Genomic DNA, 7,358 nt, shown 5'->3' with positions numbered 1-7,358 from the left:
AGGCCCTGGATCGGCCACGCCGCGGCATCGCCGAGCGCGCAGATCGTGTGACCTTCCACCTGCTTCGTCACCTGCTGGAGCATGTCGATTTCGCCGATATCGGCATCGCCGGTGCGCAGGCGTTCCATCACCCGCCACATCCAGCCGGTGCCCTCACGACACGGGGTGCACTGGCCACAGCTCTCATGCTTGTAGAAATAGGAGAGCCGGCTGATCGCGCGGACCACGTCGGTCGACTTGTCCATTACGATCACCGCCGCGGTGCCGAGCCCCGAGCCGACCGCCTTGAGCCCGTCGAAATCCATCGGGCAATCGATGATCTGCGACGCCGGCACCAGCGGCACCGAGGAGCCGCCCGGGATCACCGCGAGCAGATTGTCCCACCCGCCGCGGATCCCGCCGCAATGCTTCTCGATCAGCTCGCGGAAGCTGATCGACATCGCTTCCTCGACCACGCACGGCTTTTCGACATGGCCGCTGATCTGGAACAGCTTGGTGCCCTTGTTGTTCTCGTTGCCGAAGCTCGAGAACCACTCGGCGCCGCGCCGCAGGATCGTCGGGGCGACCGCGATCGATTCGACGTTGTTGACCGTCGTCGGGCAGCCGTAGAGCCCCGCGCCGGCCGGGAACGGCGGTTTGAGGCGCGGCTGGCCCTTCTTGCCCTCGAGGCTTTCGAGCATCGCGGTCTCTTCGCCGCAGATGTAGGCGCCCGCGCCGCGATGGACGAAGACGTCGAAGTCATAGCCCGAGCCGGCGGCGTTCTTGCCGATCAGCCCGGCGTCATACGCCTCGGCGACCGCGGCAAACAAAGTCTCCGCCTCGCGGATATATTCGCCGCGGATGTAGATATAGGCCGCCCGTGCGCGCATCGCGAAGCCCGCGACCAGCGCACCCTCGATCAGCTTGTGCGGATCGTGGCGGATGATCTCGCGGTCCTTGCACGAGCCCGGTTCGGATTCGTCGGCGTTGATGACGAGGAAGCTCGGCCGGTCGGCGCGCGGTTCCTTGGGCATGAAGCTCCACTTCATGCCGGTCGGGAAGCCCGCCCCGCCGCGCCCGCGCAGCCCCGAGGCCTTGATCACGTCGATGATCTTGTCCTGCCCGAGGGCGAGCAGCGCCTTGGTATCGTCCCAATCGCCCCGCTTGCGCGCGGCATCGAGCCGCCACGACTGATAGCCGTAGAGATTGGTGAAGATCCGGTCCTTGTCGGTCAATGAGGTGATCGCGCTCATGCCGCATTCCCCCATTCCGGCCGGTAATCGTGGTTCTCTTTGACCATCGCGGTCAGCGTGGTCGGGCCGCCGACGGGCTCGACGGTGTGGCGGCCGGGCTCCTGCGTCCCCGTCTTGGGGTGCTCGCCGCGCTCCAGCGCCTCGAGGATCGCGATCGTGCGATCGTAATCGAGATCCTCGTAATTATCGTCGTTGATCTGGACCATCGGGGCGGACGAGCAATTGCCCATGCATTCCACCTCGGTCAGCGTGAACAGGCCGTCGGGGGTCGTTTTGCCCTTGATCAGCCCCTTGTTCTTGCACGCAGCCATCACGTCGTCCGAGCCGCGCAGCATGCATGGCGTCGTGCCGCACACCTGGACGTGATAGCGACCGACCGGCGCGAGGTTGAACATCGTGTAGAAGGTCGCGACCTCGTAGACGCGCATATAGGGCACGCCGATCTCGCGCGCGACGAATTCGATCACCGGGATCGGCAGCCACCCTTGCGTCTGCGTCTCCGCGCCGACCTGCCGCTGGGCGAGATCGAGCAGCGGAATCGAGGCGGATTGCTCGCGCCCGGCCGGATAGCGCGCGAGCACCTCGTCGCGCTTCTTCTTGTTTTCATCGGTCCAGGCGAACGCGCCCCAGCGCGCGCGGACCTCTGCCTCGTCGGGGATTTCTGGAGCGTCAGCCATCAGCGATCACATTCACCAAAGACGACATCGATCGCGCCCAGGATGGCGGTCGTGTCGGCGAGCATGTGGCCCTTGCACATCATGTCCATCGCCTGAAGATGGCTGAAGGCAGTCGGGCGGATCTTGCAGCGATAGGGTTTGTTGCTGCCGTCGGCGACGAGATACACGCCGAATTCGCCCTTGGGGCTTTCGGTCGCGACATATACTTCGCCGGCGGGCACGTGATACCCTTCGGTGTAGAGCTTGAAGTGGTGGATGAGCGCTTCCATCGAACTCTTCATCTCACCGCGCTTGGGCGGCACCACCTTGCGGTCGAGCGAGGCGATCGGCCCGTCCGGCATTTCGTTGAGGCACTGGCGCATGATGCGCGCCGATTGGCGTACTTCCTCGACGCGGACCATGAACCGGTCGTAGCAATCGCCGCGCGTGCCGACCGGCACCTCAAAGTCCATCTTGGCATAGGCGTCGTAAGGCTGCGACTTGCGCAGATCCCAGGGAATGCCCGAACCGCGGATCATCGGGCCGGAGAAGCCCCATTTGATCGCATCGTCGCGCGAAACGACCGCAATATCGACGTTGCGCTGCTTGAAGATGCGGTTGTCGGCGACGAGGCTGATCGCATCCTCGAACAGACGCGGCAGCCGCGTGTCGAGCCAGTCGCCGATATCGGTGAGCAGCTTGAGCGGCACGTCCTGATGCACCCCACCGACACGGAAGTAATTGGAATGCATCCGCGCACCCGAGGCGCGCTCGAAGAAGTTCAGGCAATCCTCGCGGATTTCGAACAGCCACAGGTTCGGCGTCATCGCGCCGACGTCCATCACATGCGACCCGAGGTTGAGCATGTGATTGGAAATGCGGGTCAATTCGGCGAAGAAGGTGCGCAGGTACTGCGCGCGCGCCGGCACCTCCAAATCGAGCAATTTCTCGACCGCGAGGACGAAGCTGTGCTCCATCCCGAGCGGCGAGCAATAATCGAGCCGGTCGAAATAGGGCAAAGCCTGCGCATAGGTCTTATATTCGATCAGTTTTTCGGTGCCGCGGTGGAGCAGCCCGACGTGCGGATCGACGCGCTCGATGATCTCGCCGTCGAGCTCCATCACCAGACGCAGCACGCCGTGCGCCGCCGGATGCTGCGGGCCGAAGTTGATCGTGTAATTCTGGATCGCGACGTCCCCCGCGTCTGGGTGCGCGGCATCGGTGCGATGCAGCAGCTTGTCGAGCGCGGGATCGTCGATCAGGGTATCGGTCACTTGCCTTCTCCCTTGCCCTTCAAGACATCGGGATCCGCCGGCTTCGGCTTCGCATCGGGCTCGGCCTTGCCGACGCCGGTCTGCGCGGTCGAATCGGTCGTCTTCGGCGTCGTCGCGGTAGCCTTGGCGGTCTGCGCGGCATCGGCCTTCTGGATCTGGTCGGCGCTGAGCGGCGTCGGCGCGCCCTTCGCCTCGGGCAGCGCCCCCTTCTCGTCGCCGGGGAGGACGTATTCGGCGCCTTCCCACGGGCTCATGAAGTCGAAGGTGCGGAAATCCTGCGCCAGTTGCACCGGCTCATAGACGACGCGCTTCGCCTCTTCCGAATAACGCAGCTCGACGAACCCTGAGAGCGGGAAGTCCTTGCGCTGCGGGTGGCCGCGGAAGCCGTAATCGGTGAGGATGCGACGCAGATCGCGGTTGCCCGCGAACAGCACGCCATACATGTCGTACACTTCGCGCTCGAGCCAGCCGGCGACCGGCCAGATCCCGGTGACCGAGGGAACCGGGGTCTCCTCGCTCGCTGCGACATGGACGTGGATACGATGGTTGCGGGTCAGCGACAGCAGGCAATAGACCACCTCGAACCGCTCGGAGCGGTCGGGGAAATCCACCCCGGCGATTTCCATCAGCTGCTGATATTCGAGCCCCGGCGTGTCGCGCAGCGCGATCATCGCGTCGATCAGCCCGTCGCGCGTGACGAACAGCGCCACCTCGCCCACCGCGTCGCGCGTGTCGACCAACGCGGTGCCGAGCGCATCGCGCGCCGCGGCGATCGTCGCGCCGTTGAGATCGGCGGCATAAGCCGGTGCCGGCGCCCTCATCGCTCGATGCTCCCGCTGCGGCGGATCTTCCGCTGGAGCTGCATGATGCCGTAGAGCAAAGCCTCGGCGGTCGGCGGGCAGCCGGGGACATAGATGTCCACGGGCACGATCCGGTCGCAGCCGCGCACGACGCTGTAGCTATAATGATAATAGCCGCCGCCATTGGCGCACGAGCCCATCGAGATGACGTATTTCGGCTCCGACATCTGGTCGTAGACCTTGCGCAGCGCGGGGGCCATCTTGTTGCAGAGCGTGCCGGCGACGATCATCACGTCCGACTGGCGCGGGCTCGCGCGCGGCGCGGCGCCGAACCGTTCGAGATCGTAACGCGGCATGTTGACGTGGATCATCTCGACCGCGCAGCAGGCGAGACCGAAAGTCATCCACCACAGGCTGCCGGTGCGCGCCCATTGGAACAATTCCTCGGTCGAGGTGACGAGGAAGCCCTTGTCGGTCAGCTCGCCATTGAGACCGTCGAAAAAGCCCTGATCGGGCGGCACGATCGCCTGCCCGCTGGGATCATGCCGCAGTTCGACCGGGCCGCTGTGGAGGTTGGAAGACATGCTCATTCCCAATCCAACGCGCCTTTTTTCCAGGCATAGACGAGGCCGAGCGCAAGCTCGCCGATGAAGATCATCATGCTGATCCACGCGGTCCAGCCGAGCGTGAACACGCTGACCGCCCACGGATAGAGGAACGCGGCCTCCAGATCGAAGATGATGAACAGGATCGCGACGAGGTAGAAACGCACGTCGAATTGCGCGCGCGAATCCTCGAAGGCAGGGAAGCCGCACTCATATTCCGCCAGTTTTTCCGGCGTCGGATTGTGCGCGCCGGTGAGGCGCGCGACGATCATCGGGAGGAAGACGAACGCGCTGGACAGCACGAGCGCGACCCCGAGGAACATGAGGATCGGCAGATATTGCGACAGGTCGACCACTAGGCTCTCGCAGATGCGAAAATTGATGGGGGCGCTTTAGGCGGATGGGTCCGCACGGGCAAGCGCCGGAGGCATGAGAATGATTCGCAACTGAACGGTTTTGCAGGGATTTCCGGCGCCTGCTTGGCGTTAGCTACGAAAGAAAGGGGATAACGTTCCGTCGGTTGGTGACGGATCGGACCGATTCCCCGCCGTCACCGCCAATCCGTCATTCCCGCGAAGGCGGGAATCCATTCACTCGGACCTTCGCGATAGAGTCGCACCGACAGCGTTAATGGGTCCCCGCCTTCGCGGGAATGACGGGAGGTGGCTTAACGCAGCGCCCCGGCCACCAGCTTGTGCAGCTTGGAGTGCAGCGCATCGTTGGCGGCGAGATATTCGCTACGCTCGATCGCGCGATCGCCGCCGCGGAAATCGGTAACGAAGCCGCCGGCTTCCTTCACCAGCAGCATCCCGGCCGCGACGTCCCACACGTTGAGATCGCTTTCCCAGAAGGCATCGAACCGTCCTGCGGCGACCCACGCGAGATCGAGCGCGGCCGAGCCGAGCCGGCGAATCCCCGCGACCTGCGGTGCGATCGCGCCGAAGATCCGTGTCCATTGCACGAAATCGCCGTGACCGAGGAACGGGATGCCCGTCGCGACCAAAGCCTCGGACGGATCGCGCCGCGCCGAGACGCGCAGCCGCTCGGACTGGACCCAGGCGCCCCGCCCCTTCTCGGCCCAGAAGCTCTCGTCGGTCAGCGGCTGATAGACCAGGGCGGTGGTCACCTCGCGCTTGCCGTTGGCGAGCGGCTCCTCGACCGCGATCGAGATCGCGAAATGCGGGATGCCGTGGAGGAAGTTGGAGGTGCCGTCGAGCGGATCGACGATGAAGCGCGGCTTGCCGGGATCGCCGGCGACCTCGCCGCGCTCTTCCATCACGAAGCCCCAGTCGGGGCGCGCCTTGGACAGTTCCTCGTAGAGGGTCTGCTCGGCGCGCTTGTCGGCCATCGAGACGAAATCGGCCGGCCCCTTACGGCTCACCTGCAGCTGCTGGACCTCGTTGAAGTCGCGACGCAGCCGCGGCGCGGCCTTGCGCGCAGCGCGCTCGATGACGGTGAACAGGCCGGAATGGGAAGGCATTTCGATTACTCCACCCCAGCGAGGGGTCGGTTTCTATAACGTGTCGCTTCGCCGATAGCGAAAACTGTGTCCCCGCGAAGTGCCCCCATCAAAATAGTACTTTGACGGGAACCGAAGGCGGGGACCCAGACTGGGCTCCCGCCTTCGCGGGAGCACAAGGGGAGATATCAGTCCGCGCGCTTGACGTAGGTCTGCTCGTAGACGTCGACCACGATCCGCGTGCCGCTGGCGATATGCGGCGGCACCATGATGCGCACGCCATTGTCGAGGATCGCCGGCTTGTAGCTGGAGGAGGCGGTCTGCCCCTTCACCACCGCATCGGCCTCGACGATCGTCGCTTCGACCTGGTTGGGAAGCTGGACCGAGATCGGCTTTTCCTCGTGCAATTCCATCACCACGTCCATCCCGTCCTGCAGGAAGGCGGCGGCGTCGCCGAGCAGGTCGCGCGGCAGCGTCACCTGGTCGTAGGTGTCCTTGTCCATGAAGACGAGGCCGTCGCCGTCGGCGAACAGGAACTGGAAGTCCTTGGTATCGAGCCGCACGCGCTCGACCGTCTCGGCCGAACGGAAGCGGACGTTGGTCTTGCGGCCGTCGATGAGGTTCTTCATCTCGACCTGCATATAGGCGCCGCCCTTGCCGGGCTGGGTGTGCTGGATCTTGACCGCACGCCAGATGCCGCCTTCATATTCGATGATATTGCCGGGACGGATGTCCACGCCGCTGATCTTCATGGTTCTTGACCTGCTGGAAAGAGCGATCAGAGCCGCCGTCGGCTCCGGTGGCGCGCGTCTAGCGGCGCGGGCGCGATCCGGCAAGATGCTGGCGATCGAGCCCCCTTCCCCGTTCGGGCTGAGCCTGTCGAAGCCCTGCACTTTCTTCTGCGGAAGAAGGGCAGCCCTTCGACAAGCTCAGGGCGAACGGAGGTTGGGCCCGCTTCAGCGCCCGCCAAGCACCTCGGCAAAGGCGCGCACCGCCCCCGCCTCGTCCCCGCCCCACACCGCGTTGCTGACCGCGAGGAAATCCGCCCCTGCCTTGACCAGCGGCGCGGCATTGGCCGGGGTGATCCCGCCGATCGCGACCGAGGGCAGTTCGAACAGCGTCGACCACCACGACAGGATCACCGGCTCGGGGCGGTGCCGCACCTCCTTGGTCGAGGTGGGATAGAAAGCGCCGAACGCGACATAATCCGCCCCCGCCTCGCCCGCTTCCATCGCCAGATGCCGGCTGTCGTGGCAGGTCACGCCGATCTGCGCATTGGGGCCGAGCGCGGCGCGCGCCTCGCGCGGGTCGCCGTCCTCCTGCCCGAGATGG

Annotated in this window: 9 protein-coding genes; all 9 read right to left on the bottom strand. The window is 65.0% G+C overall.

Annotation, left to right across the window (positions count from 1 at the left end):
• Window positions 1–1,232 (bottom strand): NADH-quinone oxidoreductase subunit NuoF (nuoF, locus tag BGN95_RS04420; protein WP_286771733.1); only part of this gene is annotated, 1,232 nt, incomplete at its 3' end.
• Window positions 1,229–1,909: a complex I 24 kDa subunit family protein gene (locus BGN95_RS04415; RefSeq protein ID WP_179511339.1), complete on the bottom strand. Its 681-nt coding sequence runs from the start codon at window positions 1,907–1,909 to the stop codon at window positions 1,229–1,231. The genes nuoF and BGN95_RS04415, both read right to left, overlap by 4 nt.
• Complete coding sequence (locus BGN95_RS04410; RefSeq protein WP_265271110.1) at window positions 1,909–3,123, bottom strand: NADH-quinone oxidoreductase subunit D; 1,215 nt, start codon at window positions 3,121–3,123, stop codon at window positions 1,909–1,911. Before BGN95_RS04410 ends, BGN95_RS04415 begins: the two co-directional genes overlap by 1 nt.
• A 35-nt stretch (window positions 3,124–3,158) precedes the next feature.
• Complete coding sequence (locus tag BGN95_RS04405; protein ID WP_286771732.1) at window positions 3,159–3,983, bottom strand: NADH-quinone oxidoreductase subunit C; 825 nt, start codon at window positions 3,981–3,983, stop codon at window positions 3,159–3,161.
• Window positions 3,980–4,558 carry a NuoB/complex I 20 kDa subunit family protein gene (locus BGN95_RS04400; protein WP_432423312.1) on the bottom strand — a complete coding sequence of 193 codons (579 nt, stop codon included), beginning with the start codon at window positions 4,556–4,558 and terminating at the stop codon, window positions 3,980–3,982. Before BGN95_RS04400 ends, BGN95_RS04405 begins: the two co-directional genes overlap by 4 nt.
• Window positions 4,549–4,923 carry an NADH-quinone oxidoreductase subunit A gene (gene ndhC, locus BGN95_RS04395; RefSeq protein WP_265271004.1) on the bottom strand — a complete coding sequence of 125 codons (375 nt, stop codon included), beginning with the start codon at window positions 4,921–4,923 and terminating at the stop codon, window positions 4,549–4,551. Before ndhC ends, BGN95_RS04400 begins: the two co-directional genes overlap by 10 nt.
• Before the next feature lie 311 nt (window positions 4,924–5,234).
• Window positions 5,235–6,047, bottom strand: a complete 813-nt coding sequence (locus tag BGN95_RS04390; protein ID WP_179511336.1) for an inositol monophosphatase family protein — start codon at window positions 6,045–6,047, stop codon at window positions 5,235–5,237.
• Between the two features lie 167 nt (window positions 6,048–6,214).
• Window positions 6,215–6,778: an elongation factor P gene (gene efp, locus BGN95_RS04385; protein WP_179511335.1), complete on the bottom strand. Its 564-nt coding sequence runs from the start codon at window positions 6,776–6,778 to the stop codon at window positions 6,215–6,217.
• Between the two features lie 204 nt (window positions 6,779–6,982).
• Window positions 6,983–7,358 (bottom strand): thiamine phosphate synthase (locus tag BGN95_RS04380; RefSeq protein WP_286771731.1); only part of this gene is annotated, 376 nt, incomplete at its 5' end.

The organism is Sphingomonas sp. 66-10 (genome assembly GCF_001897045.1).
GTDB lineage: Bacteria > Pseudomonadota > Alphaproteobacteria > Sphingomonadales > Sphingomonadaceae > Sphingomonas > Sphingomonas lycopersici.
This window is presented reverse-complemented; position numbering and strand designations above follow the sequence as displayed.